The organism is Streptomyces sp. PH9007 (assembly GCF_059813725.1).
In genome coordinates, this window is the sequence record NZ_JBQRUY010000003.1 from 30,502 (window position 1) to 55,201 (window position 24,700).

The following is a 24,700-nucleotide window of genomic DNA, read 5'->3' on the forward strand; positions in this document are numbered from 1 at the left end:
GGGCTGCCCGCCGGGCTTTTCGGCGTTGTTCTGTTGTGTCTATGTGCGACTCCCTGTCAGGTCGTCATCCTCTCGCTGTGGGTGTGGCGCTTGCGGCGCATCGCCAGTGCCGCGCCGGTGGCTGCCAGTCCCAGGAGGAAGATGACACCGCCGACGATGATCTGGCTGAGGATGATGCCGCCGCTGGCGCCACTGCCCACCGTCCAGATCGCAACGATCGACCACGCTCCGATGACGCACAGGGCCAGGCCCATGCCGTGCATCCGCTCCGGCACCAGGGCGAAGCCCAGAGCCAGCACCGCCACCGCGATTCCGAGGATCAGGTTGTGGATGCCCAGGCGCGGCTGGGCGGCGATGAACGTCGGCACCAGCCAGGCGGATATCGCCAGATACAGGCCGGCCAGGAAGACCGGTGCGTCCAGCAGCGGCACTGTCGCGCCGCCCGTCACACGGGAGTAGCGCTCCCGCATCTCACGTGCGTCGGGGTGGTCCGCCATGTGGGTGTCCCTGCGATGGGAGACGTCCGTACCCCTGTGGTGTGAGACGTCGGCCATGCGACTCGCCTCCTTCTGTGGGATTCGTGCGACCGCGCTGTCTCAGTCTCATTTACAGACCTTGCTCCCATTGTGTACCCATTACCCCATTTGGCGCATTTCGAGGCAGATATTTTCTTCTGTCCCGGAGTACGGGTCTGGGATCGCGGCTCCGCACCGCGTTACCGCTGATTTCTCTCTCAAACCCCGGGTACCCGCCGGGCCCGGCACTGAAGGAGGGACCTGACATGCAGGAACGGGGCAGCAATCGACTGAGCGCGCATCAGGACGATCAGCTGAAGCACGAGGTGGAAGGGGTCCTGCGGGCGGACCGGCCCACCCGGGCCGATGCCTGGCGGGATCCGGAGCCGGTGGAGGGCGCGGACGGCGCGTCGCCGCCGCCCGGCGCGGGGGACGACCGGGAGGTGCGCGACGAGGCGTTCCGTTTCGAGCTGGCGCGGCATCTGCGGCGGGCCGGGTTCCCGGCGAAGCGCTCGGAGGTTCTGCGCACCCTGCTGGAGGAGCGGGCGCCGGACGAGCTGATCGATCAGGTGCGGTCGCTGCCGCGGCGCAGCAGCTACGCGAATGTGCAGGAGCTGGTGGCGGCGCTGGGGCGGGCGCCGCGGTCCTAGACGGCGGGCGCCGCGTTCCTAGACGGGGGGCGCGGTGGGCAGGACCAGTTCGTAGCCGCGGTCCAGGAGCTTGGGAAGGACCTGGCCGAGGGCGGTGACCGTCTGGGAACGGTCGCCGCCCCCGTCGTGGGTGAGGACGATCGCCCCGGAGTGGGCGCCCTCCAGGACCGAGGTGGAGATGCTGGAGGTGCCGGGCCTGGCCCAGTCGTTGGTGTCGACGGACCAGCCCAGGGGTTCCATGCCGAGTTCGGCGCAGACGGTGAGGGACGCCTTGTCCCAGGCGCCGTACGGGGCGCGGGCGAGGTCGGGCGGGGCGCCGAGGATGTCCTGGATGATGTCGCAGGTGTCGCCCAGCTCGCGGCGCACCCGCTTCTGCGAGAGGGTGTCCAGCTGCGGATGGCTCCAGGAGTGATTGGCCACCACATGGCCCTCGTCGGCGATGGCGCGCACCAGGTCGGGGTGGGAGTGGGCGTTCTCGCCGATGACGAAGAAGGTGCCGGGGACCTTGTACTTGCGCAGCAGCTTGAGCACCTGGGGCGTGTACGTGGGGTGCGGGCCGTCGTCCAGGGTGAGGGCGATCTTCTTGCCGGGGGTGGCGAGGGTCAGGGCGGCCTCGGCGCGCACCGGCAGGGGCTGCCGGGGTGGCGTGGCGTGGGTGGCGCCGCCGGAGGTGAAGGGGCGCAGGCGGTAGGAGTCCGCGGCGGGGGCCGCCGGTGCGGCCGGGGCGGCGGGGCCGGGGGCCGCACCGGCCGTGCCCGTGCCGGCGCCGGAGGAGGAGCACGCGGTCAGCAGGCGGTCGAGGCCGAGGATGCTGAGGCAGGCGGTGGCGCCGAGCAGGACACGGCGGGGCACTGCGGACTTCTCTGACACTTCCGATGACATGATTAACGGATCTCATGCCTTGGAAGGGCTCACCACCGCCCGCGTCCGTTCGGAGCACCGGCGCCCGGGCCCGCCCCGGCACGGGAGGCCGGAGCGGCCGGGGATCGGTCAGGGATCAGCCGGCGTCGCCCAGTTGTCCCTCGGCCGTCGCCAGGATCTCCGTCACCCGCAGCGCGAACCGTACGTCGCACGGGTGCGCCTCACCCGTCCGCGCCGCCCGCTCCAGCGCGTCGATCGCCGCGCCGAACGCCTCCACGTGCCGGGCCTCGCCCCGGTCAGGCAGCGTCACGATGCCCGGCCTGCCGCGCAGCACCGCCGACATCGACGACGCCTGCGGAGGCACCGACAGGCTCACCGTGAGGGTGCTGGAGGCGCCGCTCACATGGCGCAGCGCCATGTGCACCATGTCGCCCGGGCCCCGGGCGGCGGTGATCGCGTCCAGCCCGGTGACATCGCCCAGCGGCGGCAGCAGCACCGACAGCGCGTGCGGGCCGATGTCCCACAGTCCGCCCTTCTCCCGCCGCCACGGGGAGGCGGCGTACGGGCTGTCGCTGCCGGCCTCGTCGAAGATGCCGGAGAACCACTCGGCGCGGCCGTTCACCCAGCCGTCGGTCTCCTGCTGCTCCACCAGCCAGGCCGCCGACTCGGGGGTGAAGTGCAGCGTGAAGAAGACCACCGACGCCACCCCGGCGGCCTCGGCCGCCTCGGCCACCTCCCGGGCCACCGGCACGGTCGTGGCCAGCGGCTTGTCCAGCAGCAGATGACGGCCGGCCGCCGCGGCCCGTACCGCCAGCGGGGCCTGGACGTCCGGCGGCAGCGCGATCGCCACCGCGTCGCAGTCGGCGATCAGCGCGTCGGCGTCCTCGTAGGCCCGGGTGTCCAGCCGACCGGCCAACTCCCGCGCCGCCTCCGGACGGCGGCCCCACACGCCCACCAAGTCCACGCCGGGGTGCCCGGCCAGGGCGGGCCCCTGGGTCAACTGGGCCCAGGGGCCGGTGCCGAACAGTCCGAAGCGCATGCGCAGAGGAAGTGACATGACACACAGGGTAAGGGCCGTTCCGCCTCACCGGCACGCCGTCCGTCGGCCCAAACCCCGTTCACAGGTCGTTAACAACCGGGCAACTGGTCAGAAACCGCAGGTAGCGAGGGTGGCGACAGCGTATGGACCACCCCGCACACCCCCACACGCCATTGCGACATTTGCGATGAACTCCTCAAGGAGCACGACCGTGAGCTACAAGGCCGAGTACATCTGGATCGACGGCACCTCGCCGACGGCGAAGCTGCGTTCGAAGACGAAGATCCTCGCCGACGGCGCCGAGCCCCCGGTCTGGGGCTTCGACGGCTCCAGCACCAACCAGGCCGAGGGCCACGCCTCGGACCGCGTCCTGAAGCCGGTCGCCTCCTACCCGGACCCGATCCGCGGCGGGGACGACATCCTGGTGCTGTGCGAGGTCTTCAACACCGACGACACCCCGCACGAGTCCAACACCCGTGCCCTGCTGCGCCCGGTGGCCGAGCAGTACGCCGCGCAGGAGCCGATCTTCGGCATCGAGCAGGAGTACACCTTCTTCGAGGGCTCCCGCCCGCTCGGCTTCCCCGAGGGCGGCTTCCCCGCCCCGCAGGGCGGCTACTACTGCGGCGTCGGCGTGGACGAGATCCACGGCCGTGACATCGTCGAGGCGCACCTGGAGAACTGCCTCAAGGCGGGCCTGGGCATCTCCGGCATCAACGCCGAGGTCATGCCGGGCCAGTGGGAGTTCCAGGTCGGCCCGCTCTCCCCGCTGGAGGTCGCCGACCAGCTGTGGGTGGCCCGCTGGCTGCTCTACCGCACCGCCGAGGACTTCGGCGTGGCCGCCACCCTGGACCCCAAGCCCGTCAAGGGCGACTGGAACGGCGCCGGCGCGCACACCAACTTCTCCACCAAGGCCATGCGCGAGGGCTACGACGCGATCATCACCGCGTGCGAGTCCCTGGGCAAGGACGGCAAGCCGCTGGAGCACGTCAAGAACTACGGCGTGGGCGTCGAGGACCGGCTCACCGGCGCGCACGAGACCGCACCGTGGGACCAGTACAGCTACGGCGTCTCCGACCGCGGTGCCTCGGTCCGCATCCCGTGGCAGGTCGAGCGGGACAAGAAGGGCTACATCGAGGACCGCCGCCCCAACGCCAACGTCGACCCGTACGTCGTCACCCGGCTGATCACCGACACCTGCGGCGCGGCGCTCGCCGAGGCCGGCCAGGTCTGATCCCGGCCCCGGAAACGTCCCCGGTCCGTGGCTGGCAGCTCGGACACGGACCGGGTGACCCGACGCGGATCCGATGACCCGAAGCCGTGGTGTACCTGGGTACACCACGGCTTCGGGTCGCGGGCCCAGTGATCGGGCCCGGCGCTCTCCGGAAGACTGTCCTCCGTACACACGCACCCACAGCACCACGCGGCGGAGGACACGGACACCATGAGCACCGAACGGGCGCGCGACGCCCTGCTGGCGTCGGCCAGGGCACTGCTGCTGTCGCTGGCCTCGATCATCGGCTCGCTGCTGCTGTTCATCGTCACCGTGCTGTCGCTGGCCTTCCTCGGGCTCGGCCTCGGTTTTCTCACCACTCCCCTGGTCGTCCGTCTCACCCGCGCGCACGCCAATCAGCGCCGGCTGCTCGCCCACGACTGGTCCGGGGTCACCGTCCACGCCGCCTACCGCCCGCTGCCGGCCGCCCGGCGCGACGGGCTCGCCGCCCAGGTGGAGGAGACCACGCATCTGCTGCGCGACCCGGCCACCTGGCGCGACCTGCTGTGGCTGCTGGTGGACGCCACCCTCGGCTTCGCCGTCCTGATCCTCGCGCCCTCCCTGCTGCTGTACGGGGTGTGGGGGCTGGTGCTGCTGGCCGGCGTCTGGCAGCCCCTTCACGAGGCGTCCGGCACCATCTGGCTGGCGTTCGTGCCCATCAGCTCCTGGTTCACGGCCGTCCTCGGCGCCCTCGCCGGCATCGGCTTCTTCCTGCTGGGGATGCGCTGCAACCCGCTGCTGCTGCGCACCCACTTCCTGCTGTGCCGCGTCTTCATCGGCGCCAGCCACAAGCAGCAGCTCGCCCAGCGGGTGGCGCGGCTCACCGAGACCCGGCACGACGCGGTGGACAGCTCCGCCGCCGAACTGCGCCGCATCGAGCGCGATCTGCACGACGGTGCCCAGGCCCGGCTGGTCGCGATGGGCATGAGCCTGGGCGCGGCCGAGGCACTCATGGAGAAGGACCCGGCCCAGGCCAAGGAGTTGCTGGCACAGGCCCGCGCCTCCTCCGCCGAGGCGCTGACCGAGCTGCGCGACCTGGTGCGCGGCATTCATCCGCCGGTGCTCGCCGAGCGCGGCCTGGGGGACGCCGTCAAGGCGCTGGCGCTGCGGATGCGGATCCCGGTGGAGGTCGATGTCGAGCTGCCCGGGCGGCTGCCGGAACCGGTGGAGACCGCCGCGTACTTCGCGGTCAGCGAGGTGCTCACCAACGCCGCCAAGCATTCGGGCGCCGACCGGATCTGGCTGGACATCTACTACGGCGAGGGCGAGTCCACCCTCAAGATCGCGGTGACGGACAACGGACGCGGCGGCGCCTCCCTGGACGGGGGGACGGGGCTGCGCGGCATCGAGCGCCGGCTGGGTCCGTTCGACGGGGTGCTCGCGCTGTCCAGTCCGGCCGGTGGGCCGACGCTGGTGACGATCGAGGTGCCCTGCGAGCCGCCGGTGGCCCGCTGACCCCGCGCCCGTCCGCCCCGCACCGGGAGTCCGCCCCGGGCAGCCGTCCCGGGGGCGGGCGGCGAGGTCCCGCGTTCACCCCCACCTCATCCAGGTGTAGACCAACTCGCTTACGCTGGCGTGGACTTGCTCCCCCACAAGAGAGCGCGGCGACGTATGCGACGCATCAGGAACCTCCGTAACCTCCTGCTCATCAGCGCGACGGCACTGGCCCTCACCCTCCCCCACGGCGCCGCCCGGGCGGCCGGCGCGACGGACGCCGGCACGTCGGCCGACGGCGCCCTGGCCTTCGACGCGGGCACCATGGTCGGCGTCCACAACGCGTACGAGAAGAGCACCTTCCCGTACCTCGCCGACGGCCTGGACTCCGGCGCCGGCATGCTCGAACTCGACGTCTGGACCAACTTCTTCGGCGGCAGCTGGCGGGTCTCGCACAGCAACCCGCTGGGCAACGACAACAATTGCGAGAACGCCTCCTCCCCCGCCGAGCTGCGCACCAAGGCCCGCAACCAGGGCCTGGCCGGCTGCCTCGCCGATCTGCGGGCCTGGCACGACGGCAACCCCGGACACCGGCCCATCCTCATCAAGATAGAGATGAAGGACGGCTTCGCCGCCAACCTCGGGCGCGGCCCCGCCCAGTTCGACGCGCTGGTGAACGGCATCCTCGGCGACGCCGTCTACCGGCCGGGCGAACTGGCCGCCGGACACGCCACCCTGGACGACGCGGTGCGCGCCGACGGCTGGCCCACCCGCGACGAACTGGCCGGCAAGTTCCTCTTCCACCTGATCCCCGGCACCGTCGAGGAGGGCAACCCCTTCGACACCCTGTGGACCGATGTCGAGTACAGCCGCCACCTGCGCGACCTGGCCGCCGCCGGACAGCTGGAGCGGGCCGTCGCCTTCCCCGCCGTGCACCACGCCGAGGCCGGCGACCCGCGCACCGGCCGGTACACGGACGCCACGCTGCGCCCGTGGTTCGTCGTCTTCGACGGCAACGCCCCCACGTACGCGGGCGGCACCATCGACACCGGCTGGTACGCCCGCAACAACTACCTGCTGGTGATGACGGACGCGCACGCCGTACCGCCCGCCATCAGCCCCACCGAGCCGGCGGAGAGCGAGGCGCTGGAGCGGGTACGGCAGCTGGCCGGCACCCACGCCAGCGTCGTCAGCTCCGACTGGCACACCCTGCCCACCGTCCTGGGGACCGTGCTGCCGCGCGGCTGAGCCACCGCAACCGGCGGTAGGCTGATCCACTCCGGGCGGGCGGACGGAACCGACGGACACAAGCGGAAGCAGGTAGGTACCGGGTGCGCGTCGTTCTCGCCGAAGATCTGTTCCTTCTCAGGGACGGCCTCACCCGGCTCCTCCAGGCACATGACTTCGAGATCGCGGCGGCCGTCGACAACGGCCCCGCCCTCACCCGGGCGCTCGCCGAACTGCGGCCGGACGTGGCCGTCGTGGACGTCCGGCTGCCCCCGTCCTTCACGGACGAGGGGCTGCAGTGCGCGCTCCAGGCGCGCCGCGACCGCCCCGGCATGCCGGTGCTGGTGCTCTCCCAGCACGTGGAGCAGCTGTACGCCCGCGAGCTGCTGGCGGACGGCCACGGCGGGGTCGGCTACCTGCTCAAGGACCGGGTCTTCGACGCCGACCAGTTCATCGACGCGGTGCGCCGGGTCGCCGACGGCGGTACGGCCATGGATCCGCAGGTCATCCAGCAGCTGCTCGCGCAGCGCACCCAGGACTCCCCGCTGGAACGGCTGACCCCGCGCGAGCTGGAGGTCATCGAGCTGATGGCGCAGGGCCGTTCCAACGCCGCCATCGCCGAGCGGATGGTGGTGACCGAGCGCGCCATCGCCAAGCACACCTCCAACATCTTCGCCAAGCTAGGGCTCCCGGTCTCCGACGACGACAACCGGCGGGTGCTGGCCGTGCTCGCGTATCTCGAACGGCGCTGACCGGTCCGCAACGCACGGCCGGCGGGCGGTCAGCAGACGGTCGGCGGACGCTCGGAGGACACAAAGCGCGGCTTTCAGGAGAAATACGGACCGCCCGGGAGGAAAACCAGACGCGGTCCGGACGCCCTTGAACACCCGCGTGTCCTCGGCCCCTTCCGCTCGTTCAGCCGGATGTGTCCTCCAGCGATCTGTCTTCCCCCGATGTCAAGACCACCAGCCACCGGCGCCAGGAGACCGCGCCCGGCGTCGGCCCCGAACAGGCCGCCGCCGCGCTGGTGGAGCACTACCCCCGACTGGTCAGGCTGGCCTACCTCGCCCTGCCCGACGACCTCGGCCGGCACCGCCGGGTGCTCACCGCGCACGCCCTGGTCCAGCGCGCCGTGCCGCGCGGCAGGACGGCCGCGCCGGCGGTGCTGCCCACGGCGGGCGGTGACCCCGGCGCCGTCCCCGTACCGCGCGCCGGAGCCGGGCCGACCGCCGACCCCGGCTATCTCCAGCTGCGCCAGCGGGTCCTGCGCGCCGCGCTGACCGCCGCCCGCCCCGTACGGCTGGCCGGACGCGAACTGCCCCGACTGCGCACCGGTCCGTACGGGCTGCCCCGGGTGGCGGGGCTGCGGCTGTTCCCGCTCGCCTCCGGCGACGCCCCCGAACTCTCCCTCGAACAGGCCCTCAAGCGGCTGACCGGAGCCGGCCGCGCGGCGTACGCGCTGCGCCGGCTCGACGGGCTCAACGCGCCCGCCATCCGCACCCTGCTGGCCGCCTCCGGCGTGGACGAGGACGGCATCCGCGCGGCACTGCGCGGCGCCGACACCCTGCCCGAGGGCGGTGAACTCGTCGATCCGTGCGCACTGACCGCCCGCCCCACCGATCTGGCCAGGCGCCGCCGCCGGCAGCGCACCGTCCTGGCCGGTGCCGCCGCCCTCGCGCTGGCCGCCGGCACCCTGGCGCTGGTTCCCGGCGGCTGGGGCCCGGACGGCGCCGCCGCCCCGCCCTACGCGGAGAACGCGCAGGCCCAGGCCGCCCTGGACCCCAAGACGCTGCGCCGGATGCCCGCGGAGGTGTGGGAGGGCTCCTCCCGGGTGGACTTCGCCGTGTGGCCCGCCCGCGGCGAGGCCGTCAACGACCAGGACCTGCTGCGCCGCGCGCTGGCCGTGTGGGCGCGCCCCGGCGATTCGGTGGGCGTCTCCGCGACCCCCGGCACCCAGACCGGACCGGCCCCGGGCCCGCCGCAGTTGCTGTTCGCCGGGGAGGTCGGCCAGGCCACGGTGGTGCTGCTGTACGACGGGATGCGGCTGGTGCGGTACGCGGAGGCGGCCGGCGCCACCGAGGGCGGCGCGGTGATGGACTTCGCCCGGGTGGACGGGGCCGACGCCCTCGCGTCCTCCGCCGTGGTCCTGGACCGGGCGGACGGCAACACCCGCTATCTGCTGGCGCCCTGGGTGGAGTCGCTGGAGATGACGGATCTGCTGACCCCGGGCCGGAGCGGGGTGCCCGCGGAGGTCGACGAGCACGGGGTGACGGCCCCGGTGCGCACCCCGGCCGGAAGCGGCACGCAGGAGCAGTGCGCCGAGTACGCGGTGCTGGAGTTCACGGCGGCGGGCACGGCGGCGCCGTACGCGATGGCGGACCTCGGGGAGCTGACCCCGGCGCTGCTGACGTACGGTGCGCCGGGCGAGCGGGCCGGGGCGCTGTCGGACGGCACGGCGGCCGCCCGGTGGGCGCGTACCGCCTGTCATCTGTCCGGGGCCACGGCGACCGGGGTGCGCTCGGTGAACACCTGGAACTTCGCCGAGCAGGAGCTGCCGGACGGGGCGGGCACGGCCCAGTGGGTGTGCACCCGGGCGGAGACCTGGCGGGGTTCGGGCAGCCGCACCATGGCGCAGTTCCAGATCCCGTCCGCGAACGACGGTGAGCCCGGTGCCGTCGTGGCGCGGCAGGAGGAGGGCACGGCCTGCGGGGAGTTCGAGCCGCGGGTGCTGGCCGGAGTGCTGTGGAAGTCGCCGGCCGACTCCTGGTACCTGCTGGCCGCGGGCAGTCCCGAGGTCCACTCGATCGCGGCGGAGGGCGAGGTCGAGGGGCACGTCACCGGCCGGGTGATGGCGCTGCCGGCGCCCGGGCAGGAGGCGGACGCGGAGCTGACGGCGACGCTGGAGCACGGCGAGACGCTGAGTTCGCTGGGCTGAGACGGGAGGGCGCTGCCCGTACGGCGAAGGGCCGTACGGGCAGCGCTCACACGGTCGTGCGGTCGTGCGTCACGCGGTCGCCCAGGGTCGGTGGCCCGGACGGTCAGCAGGAGCGGGCGCCGCTGTGCAGGGCGAGCGCGGTGTTGCTGCCGAGGGTCGCGGTGAACCGTCCCGAACCGTCCACCGTCACGGTGCGGTTGCTCTGCACGTCGCAGTAGTTCCCGGCCGGGAGCGAGGTCTGGTAGGTGTGGGTGAGCGAGCCGCCCTCGTGGTTGATGGCGACGAAGCCCTGGCTGCCGCGGCCGAAGGCGATGGCGTTGTTGCCGTTGTCCCACCAGTTGGTGACGGCCTGGCCACGGGTGGCGTTGCGGAAGCCGACCATGGAGGAGATCTCCGGCCAGGCGTGCTGGCACTTCCAGCCGTTCGTGTAGCAGGCGCTCACCTGGCCGTTGCCGGGCGGACCGGCGTCGTGGTCGGTGAACTCGTAGCCGGAGTGCACATCGGGTGAGCCGTACGGCCAGGCCAGCATGAAGACGTTGGCGAGCGTGTAGTCGGCGCCGTTCTTGTAGGACAGGGTGGAGCCGTTGCGCTCGGTGTCGTGATTGTCGACGAAGACGGCGGAACCGCCGCTGGGCATGTGGCCCCAGCCCTCGCCGAAGTTGTTCAGGTAGGCCAGCCGTTCGTTCTGGAAGACCCGCTTGAGGTCGGTGCCGTAGCGGAACTCCTGGACGTCGCCGTTGCCCCGGTACTCGGAGGGCGAGACGGCCTCGCCGGCGCCGTAGATGGCCTCCTGCTTCCAGTAGGCGTTGGGGTTGCTGAGGCGGGACTTGATGTTGGCGAGGTCGGCGGCCGGCATGTGCTTGGCCGCGTCGATGCGGAAGCCGGCGACGCCGAGGGAGAGCAGATCGTTCATGTAGTCGGCGATGCGCTGGCGGACGTAGTCCTTGCCGGTGTTCAGGTCGGACAGACCCACCAGTTCGCAGTTCTGGACGTTGTAACGGTCGCCGTAGTTGTCGCCGATCTCGCGGCGGCAGTCGTTGAAGTCCCAGTCGCTGTAGGGGGCGTTCGGGTAGTCGTACTTGGTGTAGGTGCTGCCGGCGGTGCCGGTGCCGGAGCCGGCCGACATGTGGTTGATGACGGTGTCCACGACCACGCCGACGCCGGCACCGTTGCAGGTGTTGACCATGTTCTGGAACTGGGCGCGGTTGCCGAGCCGGCTGCCGATCGTGTAACTGACGGGCTGGTAGGCGGTCCACCACTGGCTGCCCTGGATCTGCTCCTGGGGCGGGGAGACCTGGACGTAGCCGTATCCGGCCGGGCCCAGCCGCTGGGTGCATTCGCGGGCGATGGAGTCGAAGTTCCAGGAGAACAGCACGGCGGTGACGTCCTTGTCACCGGGCGGCGCGGCGCTGGCGGCGGGAGCGCCGAGCGAGACCGCGAGCCCGGCGGCTGCTGCCGTCAGACCGGCGAGTGCCGTACGGATCAGGGGCATGACATCTCCTCACGGGTGGGGGTGCCGGAAGAGCACTCTTCTTGCCGAAAGGTTCGTGGAAGTTTCAGCAAGAAGGTTGCAGGGCTGACCGTAGAGCGGCCCGCAGGGGCGGTCAAGGGCCGTGACACACCCCGGAAATGTTGACGTCGAAAGTCCGCAACCTCTTACGCAAGAAGTTGCGGACTGCTAGCGTCGAACGGAGCCACCCCGTCACCCGTTGCCGCGCTGCGGCGCGATCGCCGTGCTCCCCCTGACGACGAGTTCCGGCTGGAAGACGAACTCCGTGGGCTGGACCTGAGTTCCGTTGATCTCTTCCAGCAAGGTGGTGACCGCCGCGCCCGCCATCGCACGGACCGGCTGGCGCAGGGTCGTCAGCGGCGGGTCGGTGAACGCGATCAGGTCGGAGTCGTCGTAACCGGTCACCGACACGTCCCCCGGCACGGTGAGCCCGCGCTGCCGCGCCGCCCGTATCGCGCCCAGGGCCATCATGTCGCTGCCGCACACGATGCCCGTGCAGCCCGCGTCCAGCAGGGCGGTGGCCGCGGCCTGGCCGCCCTCCACGCTGAACAGCGAGTGCTGCACCGGCGCCCCCTCCCCCAACTCCGCGATGAAGCCCGCCACCTTCCGCAGCACCGGGACGAAGCGGGCCGGCCCCACTGCCAGGCCGATCCGTTCATGCCCCAGATCCCGCAGATGCCGCACGGCCATCCGGGTCGCCGCCGCGTCGTCGGGGGAGACGAACGGCGCCTCCACCCGGTCGTTGTAGCCGTTGATCAGCACGAACGGCACGCCGCGCCCCGCCAGCCTGGTGTACCGGCCGGGGTCGGTGGTGGTGTCCGCGTGCAGCCCCGACAGGAAGACGATGCCGGTGACCCCCCGTTCCACCAGCTGATCCACCAGTTCGTCCTCGGTGGCGCCGCCCGGGCTCTGGGTGCACAGCACCGGGGTGTAGCCGTGCGAGGCGAGCGCCTGCTCGATGACCTGGGCGAAGGCGGGGAAGATCGGGTTGGTCAACTCGGGTATCACCAGGCCGATCAGGCCCGCGCTGCGCTGCCGCAGCCGCAGCGGGCGCTCGTACCCCAGGACGTCCAGGGCGGCGAGCACCCGCTGCCGGGTCGTGGCCGCGACCCCCGACTTTCCGTTGAGCACCCGGCTGACCGTGGCCTCACTGACCCCGGCCTGCCCGGCGATATCGGCGAGTCGGGCGGGCGCGGCGTCAGCCATGCGTGGCCCACCACACCGTGGTGTCGGCGGGCACGACGTCGCCCCCGGCGGGGACCGGGCCGCTGGCGAGCAGCAGGGTGCCGGCGGGCACGAGCCCGGCGGGCAGCGTGATGTCGTTCCCGGTGGTGTTGGCAAGGACCAGCACCGATCCCCCGGCGGCGCCGTCCGCGCCCTGCGCGGCGCGGCGGCGGAACGCCAGCACCCCCTCGGGGGCGTCCAGCCACTCCACCCCGTCACCCGCGCCGAGTTCGGGCCGGCGGCGGCGGATGGCCAGCGCCGAGCGGTACAGCACCAGGGTGGAGTCCGGGTCGTCCATCTGCGCCGAGACGGCGAGCTTGGCCCAGTCGCCGGGCTGCGGCAGCCAGCTGCCCCCCGTACCGAACCCGTACGACGTCCCCTCGCTGCTCCACGGGAGGGGCACCCGGCAGCCGTCGCGCAGCCCGTCCTGGCCGTCGCCCTCGGTGCTGTCCTCGTCCGGCGAGCGGCGGTAGAACGCCGGGTCCTGCCGTACCTCGTCGGGCAGTTCGGTGACCTCGGGCAGGCCGAGCTCCTCGCCCTGGTAGAGGTAGGCGGAGCCGGGCAGCGCCAGCATCAGCAGGGTGGCGGCGCGGGCCCGGCCCACGTCGCCGCCGAGCCGGGTGAGGTGGCGCACCACGTCGTGGTTGGACAGGACCCAGGTGGTGGGGGCGCCGACCGGGCGCATGGAGTCCAGCGAGGAGTCGATGACCTCGCGCAGCGCGCCGGCCTCCCACGGGGTGCTCAGGTAGTGGAAGTTGAACGCCTGGTGGAGTTCGCCGGGGCGCAGGTAGCGGGCGGTGCGCTCGGCGCTGGGGGTCCACGCCTCGGCGACGCCGATGCGCTGCCCCGGGTAGGCGTCGAGGATGGTGCGCCAGTCGCGGTAGATCTCGTGGACGCCGTCCTGGTCGAAGAACGGCAGTGTCTGGGTGCCCAGGAGCTTCAACTGTCCGCTGTGGCCCATGTCGGGGAGCCCTTCGGCCTTGACCATGCCGTGCGCCACGTCGATGCGGAAGCCGTCGACGCCCTTGTCGAGCCAGAAGCGCAGCACCGAGCGGAACTCGTCCCGGACGGTGTCGTTCTCCCAGTTGAAGTCGGGCTGTTCGGGCGCGAACAGGTGCAGGTACCACTCGCCGGGCGAGCCGTCGGGGTTGGTGGTGCGGGTCCAGGCGGGGCCGCCGAAGATGGACTCCCAGTCGTTGGGGGGCTCTTCGCCCTTGTCGCCCTTGCCGGGGCGGAAGTGGTAGCGCTCGCGCATCGGGGAGCCGGGGCCCTCGCGCAGGGCGCGGCGGAACCACTCGTGGCGGTCCGAGGAGTGGTTGGGGACGATGTCGACGATGATGCGCAGGCCCAGGTCATGGGCTTCGCGGATCAGGTCGTCGGCGTCCTGGAGAGTGCCGAACATGGGGTCGATGGCCCGGTAGTCGGCGACGTCGTAGCCGGCGTCGGCCTGCGGGGAGGCGTAGAAGGGGCTCAGCCACACGGCGTCCACGCCGAGGTCCGCGAGGTAGGGCAGGCGGGCGCGGATGCCGGGGAGGTCGCCCATGCCGTCGCCGTCGCCGTCGGCGAAGGAGCGCGGGTAGACCTGGTAGATGACGGCGTCCCGCCACCACCCGGGCGTCTCGGCGGCAGGGGTGGTGGGGGCGGCGAGGTGCTGGGTCATGTCATCCCTGTGGCTCGTCGTGTACATGATGGGGGTGCCGGCGCGGGCCGGTGCTGTGGTGGTGCTCGGGGCGGGCCCGGGTCAGGACTTGGTGGCGCCCGCCGTGAGCCCGGACTGCAGGTGCCGCTGCGCGTAGCCGAAGACCAGGGTCGCGGGTACGGCGATGAGCACGGCGGCGGCGGTCATCAGATGCCAGTCCTGGGTGTGCTGGTTGACGAAGGTCTGCAGACCGCCCGCCAGGGTGAGGTGCCGTTCACCGGTCATGAACGCGGTGGCGTAGGCGACTTCGGCCCAGGCGGTGACGAAGGTGTAGAAGCCGGTGACGGCCAGGCCCGGCCGGGCCAGTGGCATGATGAGCCGCCAGAAGGTGCCGAAGGGCGACAGACCGTCCACCCGTCCCGATTCGTCGATGGAGACGGGGATGGTGTCGAAGAAGCCCTTCATCATCCAGGCGCAGAACGGCACCGCGATGGTGAGGTAGGTGACGATCAGCGCGATGGGCCGGTTCAGCAGCCCGTACTGGGCCATGAGGTTGTACAGCGGCACGATGAGCACGGCCATCGGGAACATCTGCGTGATGAGCAGGGTCCACATCAGCGGGCGCATGCCGGGGAAGCGGAAGCGGCTGAGCGCGTAGCCGGTGGTGGAGGAGATGAACACCCCGATGATGGTGGTGGTGACCACGATCAGCAGGGAGTTGCCGAACCAGGTGAGGAACTTGGTGTTGTTCAGCACGTGGTCGTAGTTGTCCAGCGTGAAGTTGGACAGCAGCGAGATGGTGAACGTGTCGGCCTTGGGCTTGAAGGACGTCACCAGCAGCCAGGCCGGCGGGAAGACCGCCACCAGCGCGGCGAGCAGCAAGGTGGCGTGCAGCCCGAAGGAGGCGAGCGGTCCGCGTTCGCCGCGCCGCCGCGGGCGCTTGCCGCGTCCGCCGCCCGCGCCGCCCCACTGGGGGGTTTCGCCGGTGCCGGTGCCCGTGCCCGGGGCGGCCGTGGTGGTGCCGGTGGTGAAACGGGTTGTCTCGGTGGCCATCGCTACCACACCTCTCCCTGCTTGCGCAGCGCTCGCCGGTAGGAGATCGCGAACAGGACCAGGAGCAGCAGGATCAGGACGCCCCAGGCCGCGGAGTTGGCGAAGTCGCGGGGGCTTCTGATGAACGCCAGCCGGAACGCCTCGGTCACCAGGATGTCGGTGGAGCCGGCCGGGCCGCCCCGGGTGAGCAGGAAGATCACCGGGAACATGTTGAAGGTCCAGATGGTGCTGAGCAGCACCACGGTCATCGACACCGAACGCACCCCGGGCAGCGTGATGTTCCAGAAGCGCTGCCAGGGTCCGGCGCCGTCCATCTCGGCCGCCTCGTAGTGCTCGGGGGGGATGGACTGGAGGGCGCCCAGCATGGCGATCAGCATGAAGGGCACGCCCAGCCAGACGTTGACGCCGATGACGGCGAGCTTGGCCCAGGTCGGGTCGCTCAGCCAGTGCACCCCGGCGATCCCCTGGCCTTCCAGGAGGTTGTTGAGGATGCCGTTGCGCTCGTTGAAGATCATCCGCCAGGCGAAGACGGACACGAAGGCGGGAATCGCCCAGGGCAGGATCAGCGCCATCCGGTACAGGGTGCGGCCGCGGAAGCTGCGGTTGAGCATGTTGGCCAGGCCGAGACCGATGAGGAAGGTGATGCTGACGCAGGACACCGTCCACACCAGGGTCCAGCCCAGGCGGTCCCAGAACTCGCTGCCGCCGAGGATGTCGAGGTAGTTCTCCAGGCCGACGAACTCGTAGGTGGCCTCGATCTTGTTGACACCGATCTGCCGCTCGACGTTCGCCTCGTTGGCGTTGGTGAGGGAGAGGAACACGCCCCGCACCAGGGGCCAGCCGATGATGCCGGTGATGACGACGACCACCGGGGCGATCATGGCCCACGCGTACCAGTAGTTCGACAGGGCTCGGCGTAGCCTGGTGCCCTTTTTGAGCCGGGAGATCGCCGTGTCAGCCATGGTCTCGGCCGCCCTTCATGTCACACGCTTCCACAGGTTTCGCACCGGGCCGCTCAGTCGAGCCAGTCGTCGAGGATGTCGCGGTAGGCGTCACCCGTGCTCTTGGCGGCCTCCTCGGGGGACGCGGAGCCGATGAGCAGGCCCTGCACGTTCTCCTTGATGGGGTCGAAGAGGGACTGCGCCTGCGGGATCCAGGGGCGCTCGTGGGCCACGTCGACGGCCGGCTTGAAGAACTGCACCATCTCGTTGTTCCGCACCGACTCGACCTCGTAGACGGAGGTGCGGGTGGGCAGCAGGCTCAGTTCCTCGGTGATCCGCTGCTGGGTGGCGGCGGAGGACATGTATTTGACGAACTCGAAGGCGGCCGGGGACTCCTCCTCCGGGGTGCCCGCGTAGATCGCGTAGTTCCAGCCGCCCTGCGGTGCGGCCTGGCCCGCGGAGCCGCCGGGGACCGGGGCGACGCCCAGGTCGTCGCCCAGGCCGGCGACGGCGTCGTTGATGGCCCACGGGCCGTTGATCATCATGGCGACCTCGCCACGGGTGAAGGAGCCCATCATGTTCTCCCAGCCGTCGCTGGTGTCGGTGATGGCGGCGCCCGAGTCGACCATGTCCTTCATCTGCGTGAAGGCGGCGATGCCGGCCTCGTTGTCGATGGTGACCTGCTTGCCCTCGGCGTCGACCATGTCGCCGCCCTCGCCGTACAGGAAGGGCAGGAACCAGTACGGGTCGTCGCCGCGCATGTACATGGGGACGGCGCCGGCGCCCTCGAAGGCGCCGGTGGAGGCCTTGACCTCCTCCAGCGTGGTGGGCACCTCGACGCCGGCGTCCGCCAGCAGCTTCTCGTTGTAGAACAGCGCCAGGGTGTCGATGACCTGCGGGACGGCGTAGGTGGTGCCCTCGTACTGGGTGCTGGCCCAGGCCTGCGGGACGAAGTCCTCCTGGTTCTCCAGGGCGGTGGTGTCGTCCAGCGGCCACAGGTAGCCGAGGCTGGCGAAGTCGGCGACCCAGGCGACCTCGGTGCGCATCACATCGGGAGCCTCGTTGGCGGCGGCGGCGTTCTTGAAGCGGTTCTGCGCGTCGTCGAAGCCGATGTTCACATAGTCGACGGTGACGCCGGGGTGCTGGGCCGCGAACTCCTCGGCGATGGCCTTGAAGACGGCCGCCTCGGTCTCGTTGGAGGTGTCCCAGTAGGTGATGGTGCCGCTCAGCTCACCGTCGGCGGCGGCTCCGCCGCCACCGTCCCCTCCATCGCCACCGCCGCAAGCCGTTACCGCAAGCGCCAACGCCGCGACCGCGGCTGTCGTCGTCCCTATGCTGCGCCGCATGTGAACTCCTTCAAGCGTTTCGCCCGGTTTAGGGGGCTGTATCCCACCCTAGGCGCGGCTCCTTCGCCACGCCGGGCCGATCAGGAACGTAACAGCGGCGTCATCCTTTGGAAAGACCTTGCGGCAAATTTCTGCAAGCCTGTCGCCACAACCGATCCGACGGCTCCGGTCCCGGCCGCCGGCCACCGCACGGACCCCGCGCGCCGGAGCGCCCCGCAGCGGCCGTCCGGGTGAACGCGCCCGCCCGGCTCCCAGCCGGAATACCCACATCCCGGTACAGTTCCCCCGCCCCGGTGGGCACGCACCGAAGCGGCCGGTAAGGTCCACTGAGTGACCGCACGGCTAGCTGACATCGCAGCCCAGGCGGGGGTCAGCGAGGCGACCGTCAGCCGGGTGCTCAACGGCCGGCCGGGCGTCGCCGCGGCCACCCGCGAATCCGTACTCGCCGCCCTCGACCTGCTCGGCTACGAACGTCCCGCGCGGCTGGCCAAGCGCAGCGCGGGCCTGGTGGGGCTGATCACCCCGGAGCTGGAAAACCCGATCTTCCCCGCGTTCGCGCAGGTCATCGGGCAGGCGCTGACCCGCCAGGGCTACACCCCGGTGCTCGCCACCCAGACCCCGGGCGGCTCCACCGAGGACGAGCTGACCGGGATGCTGGTCGAACGCGGGGTGGCCGGGATCATCTTCATCTCCGGCCTGCACGCCGACACCTCCGCCGACGTGGAGCGCTACGAGCGGCTGCGCGGCAACGGAGTGCCCTTCGTCCTGATCAACGGGTTCGCGCCACGGGTGCGGGCCCCCTTCGTCTCCCCCGACGACCGGGCGGCGATGCGGCTGGCGATGAGCCACCTCGTCTCGCTCGGCCACCGCAGGATCGGCCTCGCGCTGGGGCCCGCCCGCTTCGTCCCCGTGCAGCGCAAGATCGAGGGCTTCCTGCGCGGCGCCGCCGAGGACCTGGGAACCCCCGAGGACGAGGCGCGCGAGCTGATCGAGCACTCGCTGTTCACCCTGGAGGGCGGCCAGGCCGCGGCCACCGCCCTGCTGGAACGCGGCTGCACGGCGGTGATCTGCGCCTCCGACATGATGGCGCTCGGCGCGATCCGGGCCGCGCGGCAACGCGGTCTCGCCGTCCCGGGCGAGGTGTCCGTGATCGGCTACGACGACTCACCGCTGATCGCCTTCACCGACCCGCCGCTCACCACCATCCGCCAGCCCGTCCCGGCCATGGGCCAGGCGGCCGTCAGGGCACTGCTGGAGGAGATCGGGGGCACCCCCACCCCGCACAGTGAGTTCGTCTTCCTGCCCGAACTCGTCGTCCGCGGCAGCACCGCCACCGCTCCCTCCGTCGTACGGGGGACCCCCAGGGGTCAGAACCCGACCGGAGGATGATCGGGCGGGCCTCCGGTCTCTGGCAGACTGTTCGACCATGGGGGCAACAAGCGTCGAGCAGGACAGTGAACAGCGAGTGGATGCGGGGAGCGTGACCGACAAGCAATCCGAGCCCCCGTCCCGGACGAGATGGCTCAGTTCGCTGCGCGTGCCGCGCCGCCCCCGCCTCTGGTTCGAGCTGCTGCTCATCGCCGTCAGCTACGGCGTGTACTCCATGATCCGCAACGCGGCGCCGACCCACGAGGAACGGGCGCAGGAGCACGCGCGGCAGATCTGGGACTTCCAGAACAGCATCGGGCTGGGTTTCGAGCGCGCGGTCAATCACGGCATAGAGTCCATCACCTGGCTGATCGTGCCGATGAACTACTACTACGCCACGCTGCACTTCATCGTGACCATCGGCGTGCTGGTGTGGGTCTTCCGCTGGCACCCCGGCCGGTACGGGGCGATCCGGCTGGTGCTGTTCGCCACCACCGGGATCGCGCTGATCGGCTACTACTTCTACCCGCTGGCCCCGCCGCGGCTGATGGCCGGCATGGACTTCATCGACACCGGGCGGGTGCACCAGACCTGGGGCTCGTTCCAGTCGGAGAGCATGCAATCGGTCTCCAACCAGTACGCGGCGATGCCGTCGATGCACATCGGCTGGTCGGTGTGGTGCGGCATCACCATAGTGCTGCTCGCGAAGCCGCTGTGGGTGAAGATCCTGGGCGTGCTGTACCCGACCCTCACGCTGCTGGTGATCGTGGCCACCGCCAACCACTTCTGGCTGGACGCGGTGGGCGGGCTGGTCTGCCTGGCGTTCGGCTTCGCCGTGGCCCGGACGTGGTTCGCCGAGTCCCCGTACCGGCTGCCCCAGCTGGTGCCGGACGCCGTGCCGCGCGCCAAACGCGCTCAGTCACCGTCGTAGAACAGCCGCTCCACCACCGTACGGGCGCGGCGCGTCGTACGGCGGTAGTCGTCGATCATCTGGCCGCCGCTGCCGGTGTCCTGCTGGCGGGCGGCGCCCGGCTCGTACCCCAGGTAGCGGGCGACGGCCGCCAGTTCGCGGGGGTCGGTGGGGAAGGTGTCCTGCGGCCTGCCGCGTACCAGCATCACCGCGTTGCGCACCCGTGAGGCCAGGATCCAGGCGGCGTCCAGCACGGCGGCGTCCTCGGCGTCCAGCAGCCCGGCCGCCTCGGCCGCGGCCAGCGCGCGGCGGGTGCGGGTGGTGCGCAGCTCGGGAAGCGCGGCGGCGTGCCGCAGCTGGAGCAGCTGCACGGTCCACTCGATGTCGGACAGTCCACCGCGGCCGAGCTTGGTGTGGGTGGTGGGGTCGGCGCCGCGCGGCAGCCGTTCGGCCTCCATCCGGGCCTTGAGCCGGCGGATCTCGCGGACGTCGCTCTCGCTCAGTCCGGCCTCGGGGTAGCGCAGCGGGTCGATGAGGGCGGTGAACCGCTCCCCCAGGTCCGGGTCGCCTGCCACCGGCTGGGCGCGCAGCAGCGCCTGGCTCTCCCACACCAGTGACCAGCGGCGGTAGTAGGCCGCGTAGTTGTCGAGGGTGCGCACCAGGGGGCCGCCGCGGCCCTCGGGGCGCAGGGCGGTGTCGATGAGCAGCGGCGGGTCGCCGGAGGGCAGCTGGAGCAGCCGGGTCAGCTCGCCGGCGACGGCGAGGGCGGCGCGGTCGGCCTCGGCCCGGTCGGCCCCCTCGCGCGGCTCGTGGACGAACATGACGTCGGCGTCGGAGCCGTAGCCCAGTTCGTGGCCGCCGAAGCGGCCCATGGCGATGACAGCGAACCGGGTGGGCAGCTCTGCGCCCCAGCGGGCCTGGACGGCGGCGCGCAGGGCGCCGGCGAGGGTGGCCGCGTTGATGTCGGTGAGGGCGTCGCCGACCTGGTCCAGGGCGGGTCCCTGGCCCTCGCCCGGGGGTGCCTCTGTGGGGCGGTAGGCGCCGACGATGTCGGCGGCGGCGGTGCGGAACAGTTCGCGGCGGCGCACGCCGCGGGCGGCGACGGTGGCGGCCTCGGCCGAGTCCGCGCGGCCGACGGCGGCCAGGACCTCCTGGCGCAGGGCGGTGGCGCCGCGCGGGGCGAGCCCGCCGGGGTCGCCGAGCAGGGCGACGGCCTCGGGGGCGCGCAGCAGCAGATCGGGGGCGAGCCGGCCGGCCGACAGGACCCGGGCGAGGTTCTCGGCGGCGGCGCCCTCGTCGCGCAGCAGCCGCAGGTACCAGGGGCTGGTGCCGAGCGCGTCGGAGACCTTGCGGAAGCCGAGCAGTCCGGCGTCGGGGTCGGCGGAGTCGGCGAAGCGGTCCAGCAGAACGGGCAGCAGGGTGCGCTGGATGGCGGCCTTGCGGGTGACACCGGAGGCGAGGGCCGTCAGATGGCGCAGCGCGGCGGCCGGGTCGGCGTAGCCGAGGGCGACCAGCCGGACCCTGGCGGCCTCGGGTGCCAGCCGTACCCCGCCGCCCTCCAGGCCGGCGACGGCGTCCAGCAGCGGGCGGTAGAACAGCTTCTCGTGCAGCCGGCGCACGGCGGTGGTGTGGCGGCGCCAGGCGGCGGTGACCTCGGTGACGGGGTCGGGGGTCAGGCCGAGCGAGCGGCCCAGGCGGCGCAGGTCGGCCTCGTCCTCGGGCATGAGGTGGGTGCGGCGCAGCCGGTACAGCTGGATGCGGTGCTCGACGGTGCGCAGGAACTCGTACGACGCGTGGAGGCTGGCGGCGTCCTTGCGGCCGATGTAGCCGCCCTCGGCCAGCGCGTGCAGCGCGTCCAGGGTGCTGGCGTGGCGCAGCGCGGGGTCGGTGCGGCCGTGCACCAGCTGGAGCAGCTGGACGGCGAACTCGACGTCGCGCAGCCCGCCGGGGCCGAGTTTGAGTTCGCGTTCGACGCGGTCGGCGGGGATGGACTCCTCGACGCGGCGGCGCATGCGCTGCACGTCGGGGACGAAGTTGTCGCGTTCGGCGGCGCCCCACACCAGGGGGGCGACGGCCTCGGCGTACCGGGCCCCCAGCTCCTCGTCGCCGGCCATCGGGCGGGCCTTGAGGAGGGCCTGGAACTCCCAGGTCTTGGCCCAGCGGTGGTAGTAGGCGAGGTGGCTGGAGAGGGTGCGCACCAGGGGCCCGTTGCGGCCCTCGGGCCGCAGATTGGCGTCGACGGGCCAGATGGTGCCCTCGGCGGTGGTGTCGGAGCAGATCCGCATCATGCGGGCGGCGAGCCGGGTGGCGGCGCGCAGGGCGGCGGGTTCGGTGTCCTCGGCGGCGCCCTCGGGGGGCTCGGCGACGAAGATGACGTCGACGTCGGAGACGTAGTTGAGCTCCCGGCCGCCGCACTTGCCCATGCCGATGACGGCGAGCCGGCAGCCGGCGGCGTCCTCGGGGGCCTCGGCGGCGGCGATGCGCAGGGCGGCGCGCAGCGTGGCGGTGGCGAGGTCGGCGAGTTCGGCGGCGGTCTCGGTGAAGCCGGTGGTGCCGGTCATGTCGCGGGCGGCGATGGTCAGCAGGGCCCGGCGGTAGCCCACGCGCAGCGAGTCGGGGTCGGTGGCCTCGGCGAGGGCGGCGGTGAACTCCTCGATGCCGGGGTGCAGGTCGGCGGTGTCGAAGGCGGTGAGGGTGCGCCATTCGACGGGGTGCCGGGCGAGGTGGTCGCCGAGCGCCTCGGAGGCGCCGAGCACGGCCAGCAGCCGGTCGCGCAGGGGTTTGGCGGCCAGCAGGGTGTCGAGCAGGACGGCCCGGTCCCTTTCGGGCTGGGCCTCGGCGAGCCGGGTGAGGGCGGCCAGCGCGAGGTCGGGGTCGGCGGTGGCGGCGAGCGCGTCGAGCAGCACGCCGTCGTCGCCCACCGGGTGCAGCGCCTCGTGGTCCAGCAGCAGGGAGGCGGCGCGCGGGTCGGTGAACCCGCGGCGCGCGAGCTGGCTGAAGCGGCCCTGCCGCCGGCCGCCGAAGGGGGTGCCGGGTCCGCTCACAGGGCCGGGAGGTTTTTGCGCAGCTCGAAGGCGGTGACCTCGGAGCGGTACTCCTCCCATTCCTGGCGTTTGTTGCGCAGGAAGAAGTCGAAGACGTGCTCGCCGAGGGTTTCGGCGACGAGTTCACTGTGCTGCATGAGGTTGATGGCCTCGCCGAGGTTCTGCGGCAGCGGCTCGATGCCCAGGGCGCTGCGTTCGCGGTCGGTGAGCGCCCACACGTCGTCCTCGGCGCCGGGCGGCAGCTCGTACCCCTCCTCGACGCCCTTGAGGCCGGCGGCCAGCAGCAGGGCGTAGGCGAGGTAGGGGTTGACGCCGGAGTCCAGGGAACGCACCTCGACGCGGGTGGAGCCGGTCTTGCCCGGCTTGTACATGGGCACCCGGATGAGCGCGGAGCGGTTGTTGTGGCCCCAGCAGATGTAGGAGGGGGCCTCGCCGCCGGCGCCGGCGGTGCGCTGGGTGCCGCCCCAGATCCGCTTGTAGGAGTTGACCCACTGGTTGGTGACGGCGGAGATCTCGCCGGCGTGCCGCAGGAGTCCGGCGATGAAGGAGCGGCCGATCTTGGAGAGCTGGTACTCGGCGCCGGTCTCGTGGAAGGCGTTGCGGTCGCCCTCGAAGAGGGAGAGGTGGGTGTGCATGCCGGAGCCGGGGTATTCGGAGAACGGCTTGGGCATGAAGGTGGCCTGGACGCCCTGTTCGAGGGCGACCTGCTTCATGACAAGACGGAAGGTCATGATGTTGTCGGCGGTGGACAGGGCGTCGGCGTAGCGCAGGTCGATCTCCTGCTGGCCGGGCGCGCCCTCGTGGTGGGAGAACTCCACCGAGATGCCCATGGATTCGAGCATGGAGATGGCCTGGCGGCGGAAGTCCATGCCGATGTTCTGCGGGGTGTGGTCGAAGTAGCCGGAGGAGTCGGCGGGGGTGGGGCGGGAGCCGTCCACCGGCTTGTCCTTGAGCAGGAAGAACTCGATCTCGGGGTGGGTGTAGAAAGTGAAGCCGAGATCGGAGCTCTTGGCGAGGGCGCGCTTGAGGACGTAGCGGGGGTCCGCGTAGGAGGGGGACCCGTCCGGCATGAGGATGTCGCAGTACATCCGGGCGGTGCCGGGGGACTCGGCGCGCCAGGGCAGGATCTGGAAGGTGGAGGGCGCGGGTTTGGCGATCATGTCGGACTCGTGGACGCGGGCGAAGCCCTCGATCGCGGAGCCGTCGAAGCCAATGCCTTCGTCAAATGCCTGTTCGAGCTCGGCGGGGGCGACGGCGACGGACTTGAGGAAGCCCAGCACATCGGTGAACCACAGCCGGACGAACCGGATGTCCCGCTCCTCCAGCGTCCGGAGCACGAACTCCTGCTGCTTATCCATGGCCACCATCCTCGCAGGTCACAACGCTCATTCTGGCGCACGGAAGCTCATCCGTCGCCCCCCAGTATCAGGGCATCCGGTTTCGGTGGCATTGCCGGTGCGGCACGGCGTGGGGTACGGGGGCCGTGCGGGGGGTGCGGCGCGGTCGCGGGGGGTGTGACCGGCGGGGTGCGGCGGGCCGGGCGCGGGGCCGCCCGGCCGCTGGTCATATGCGTACGGCCGGGTGCCGCGCGGGGGCGGGCCGGGCGGGGCTGAGCCGAACCGGCCACCCGCCCGACAAGCTTTGGCCATGGTTGCGCGGGGAGTGTTTCAGGGCGCGCACCGGCGCGTCCGCGCAGCTCATCGGCTTGTCACCACCCCCCGCGCCCCGGTTCAC

General features: G+C 71.9%; 19 protein-coding genes. 8 read left to right on the forward strand and 11 right to left on the reverse strand.

The window, feature by feature from the left end; genetic code table 11:
* Nucleotides 1-56: 56 nt before the first annotated feature.
* Entirely contained in the window at nucleotides 57-554 is a 498-nt protein-coding gene (locus ACTFAP_RS29900) for an SPW repeat protein (protein ID WP_500468385.1), read from the reverse strand.
* Nucleotides 555-781: 227 nt separating this feature from the next.
* On the opposite strand from ACTFAP_RS29900, the gene ACTFAP_RS29905 reads away from it, so the two are divergent.
* On the forward strand, nucleotides 782-1,165 hold the full coding sequence (locus ACTFAP_RS29905; protein ID WP_500468386.1) for a DUF2795 domain-containing protein: 384 nt from the start codon (nucleotides 782-784) through the stop codon (nucleotides 1,163-1,165).
* An 18-nt stretch (nucleotides 1,166-1,183) separates the two neighbouring features.
* Here ACTFAP_RS29905 and ACTFAP_RS29910 read toward each other — a convergent pair whose 3' ends face one another.
* Nucleotides 1,184-2,017, reverse strand: coding sequence for a polysaccharide deacetylase family protein (locus tag ACTFAP_RS29910; RefSeq protein WP_500468387.1), 834 nt, complete (start codon nucleotides 2,015-2,017; stop codon nucleotides 1,184-1,186).
* Between the two features lie 145 nt (nucleotides 2,018-2,162).
* Nucleotides 2,163-3,065: a Gfo/Idh/MocA family oxidoreductase gene (locus tag ACTFAP_RS29915; RefSeq protein ID WP_495684897.1), complete on the reverse strand. Its 903-nt coding sequence runs from the start codon at nucleotides 3,063-3,065 to the stop codon at nucleotides 2,163-2,165.
* Between the two features lie 211 nt (nucleotides 3,066-3,276).
* On the opposite strand from ACTFAP_RS29915, the gene glnII reads away from it, so the two are divergent.
* From glnII to ACTFAP_RS29940, 5 genes are all read left to right on the forward strand, one after another.
* On the forward strand, nucleotides 3,277-4,296 hold the full coding sequence (gene glnII / locus ACTFAP_RS29920) for a glutamine synthetase (RefSeq protein ID WP_453856022.1): 1,020 nt from the start codon (nucleotides 3,277-3,279) through the stop codon (nucleotides 4,294-4,296).
* A gap of 210 nt (nucleotides 4,297-4,506) precedes the next feature.
* Nucleotides 4,507-5,790, forward strand: a complete 1,284-nt coding sequence (locus tag ACTFAP_RS29925; protein ID WP_495683697.1) for a histidine kinase — start codon at nucleotides 4,507-4,509, stop codon at nucleotides 5,788-5,790.
* Between the two features lie 156 nt (nucleotides 5,791-5,946).
* Nucleotides 5,947-7,017, forward strand: coding sequence for a phosphatidylinositol-specific phospholipase C domain-containing protein (locus tag ACTFAP_RS29930; protein ID WP_500468388.1), 1,071 nt, complete (start codon nucleotides 5,947-5,949; stop codon nucleotides 7,015-7,017).
* A gap of 83 nt (nucleotides 7,018-7,100) precedes the next feature.
* On the forward strand, nucleotides 7,101-7,748 hold the full coding sequence (locus tag ACTFAP_RS29935; protein WP_390116955.1) for a response regulator transcription factor: 648 nt from the start codon (nucleotides 7,101-7,103) through the stop codon (nucleotides 7,746-7,748).
* A 173-nt stretch (nucleotides 7,749-7,921) separates the two neighbouring features.
* Complete coding sequence (locus ACTFAP_RS29940) at nucleotides 7,922-9,931, forward strand: hypothetical protein (RefSeq protein WP_500468389.1); 2,010 nt, start codon at nucleotides 7,922-7,924, stop codon at nucleotides 9,929-9,931.
* Between the two features lie 103 nt (nucleotides 9,932-10,034).
* Here the strand turns inward: ACTFAP_RS29940 and ACTFAP_RS29945 are convergent, their stop codons facing one another.
* The 6 genes from ACTFAP_RS29945 to ACTFAP_RS29970 all read right to left on the reverse strand — a co-directional run bounded on the left by ACTFAP_RS29945 (nucleotide 10,035) and on the right by ACTFAP_RS29970 (nucleotide 17,644).
* Complete coding sequence (locus tag ACTFAP_RS29945) at nucleotides 10,035-11,417, reverse strand: alpha-amylase (protein WP_449657395.1); 1,383 nt, start codon at nucleotides 11,415-11,417, stop codon at nucleotides 10,035-10,037.
* A 216-nt stretch (nucleotides 11,418-11,633) separates the two neighbouring features.
* The gene (locus ACTFAP_RS29950; protein WP_500468390.1) at nucleotides 11,634-12,647 is read right to left on the reverse strand and encodes a LacI family DNA-binding transcriptional regulator; all 1,014 of its coding nucleotides are present in this window, start codon (nucleotides 12,645-12,647) and stop codon (nucleotides 11,634-11,636) included.
* Entirely contained in the window at nucleotides 12,640-14,325 is a 1,686-nt protein-coding gene (locus tag ACTFAP_RS29955) for a glycoside hydrolase family 13 protein (RefSeq protein WP_500468391.1), read from the reverse strand. Before ACTFAP_RS29955 ends, ACTFAP_RS29950 begins: the two co-directional genes overlap by 8 nt.
* A gap of 81 nt (nucleotides 14,326-14,406) precedes the next feature.
* Nucleotides 14,407-15,357 carry a sugar ABC transporter permease gene (locus tag ACTFAP_RS29960; protein ID WP_390116946.1) on the reverse strand — a complete coding sequence of 317 codons (951 nt, stop codon included), beginning with the start codon at nucleotides 15,355-15,357 and terminating at the stop codon, nucleotides 14,407-14,409.
* A 2-nt stretch (nucleotides 15,358-15,359) separates the two neighbouring features.
* The gene (locus ACTFAP_RS29965; RefSeq protein ID WP_390116945.1) at nucleotides 15,360-16,319 is read right to left on the reverse strand and encodes a carbohydrate ABC transporter permease; all 960 of its coding nucleotides are present in this window, start codon (nucleotides 16,317-16,319) and stop codon (nucleotides 15,360-15,362) included.
* A gap of 53 nt (nucleotides 16,320-16,372) precedes the next feature.
* Complete coding sequence (locus tag ACTFAP_RS29970; protein WP_500468392.1) at nucleotides 16,373-17,644, reverse strand: extracellular solute-binding protein; 1,272 nt, start codon at nucleotides 17,642-17,644, stop codon at nucleotides 16,373-16,375.
* A gap of 330 nt (nucleotides 17,645-17,974) precedes the next feature.
* On the opposite strand from ACTFAP_RS29970, the gene ACTFAP_RS29975 reads away from it, so the two are divergent.
* Both ACTFAP_RS29975 and ACTFAP_RS29980 read left to right on the forward strand, forming a co-directional pair.
* Entirely contained in the window at nucleotides 17,975-19,033 is a 1,059-nt protein-coding gene (locus tag ACTFAP_RS29975; protein ID WP_451748766.1) for a LacI family DNA-binding transcriptional regulator, read from the forward strand.
* Between the two features lie 37 nt (nucleotides 19,034-19,070).
* Entirely contained in the window at nucleotides 19,071-19,943 is an 873-nt protein-coding gene (locus ACTFAP_RS29980; RefSeq protein ID WP_390116942.1) for a phosphatase PAP2 family protein, read from the forward strand.
* On the opposite strand, the gene ACTFAP_RS29985 is transcribed toward ACTFAP_RS29980, so the two are convergent.
* The gene (locus ACTFAP_RS29985) at nucleotides 19,928-22,966 is read right to left on the reverse strand and encodes a bifunctional [glutamine synthetase] adenylyltransferase/[glutamine synthetase]-adenylyl-L-tyrosine phosphorylase (protein WP_500468393.1); all 3,039 of its coding nucleotides are present in this window, start codon (nucleotides 22,964-22,966) and stop codon (nucleotides 19,928-19,930) included. The two genes, ACTFAP_RS29980 and ACTFAP_RS29985, sit on opposite strands and share 16 nt — an antisense overlap.
* Nucleotides 22,963-24,324, reverse strand: a complete 1,362-nt coding sequence (gene glnA2 / locus ACTFAP_RS29990; protein ID WP_030734699.1) for a gamma-glutamylpolyamine synthetase GlnA2 — start codon at nucleotides 24,322-24,324, stop codon at nucleotides 22,963-22,965. The genes ACTFAP_RS29985 and glnA2 overlap by 4 nt, the downstream gene beginning before the upstream one ends.
* Between the last annotated feature and the right edge of the window lie 376 nt (nucleotides 24,325-24,700).